The sequence below is a fragment of the Stenotrophomonas sp. GbtcB23 genome, assembly GCF_019091045.1.
GTDB classification, from domain to species: domain Bacteria; phylum Pseudomonadota; class Gammaproteobacteria; order Xanthomonadales; family Xanthomonadaceae; genus Stenotrophomonas; species Stenotrophomonas rhizophila_A.
Map to the genome: position 1 here is coordinate 1 of NZ_JAGXKC010000583.1, position 246 is coordinate 246.

1 protein-coding gene is annotated in these 246 nt (G+C 65.0%); it reads left to right on the forward strand.

The features are described 5' to 3' along the window. Positions 1–246 (forward strand): hypothetical protein (locus tag KVS69_RS20190; RefSeq protein WP_217540045.1); only part of this gene is annotated, 246 nt, incomplete at both ends.

Sequence of the window (246 nt, forward strand, 5' to 3'; positions counted from 1 at the left end):
GCCGGCCCACAAGCCCCCACCGCCAATTGCAGCCGGTTCCTCGCAAAGGCCTGACTTCACCAAGACCAGCCCCCAGCGCGCCTGGTTCCTGGCCCTGAAGCAGCGCGCTGACGCGGGTGACCCAGCCTCCCAGCGTCTGCTGGCCCAGGCCTACGACAGGTGCATGTACATCAATCCAAACGTCGAACAGTGCAAGGAGCGGATCCAGCGCAGCATCCGGAGCGCGGAGATCGAAGAAAAGGCGAC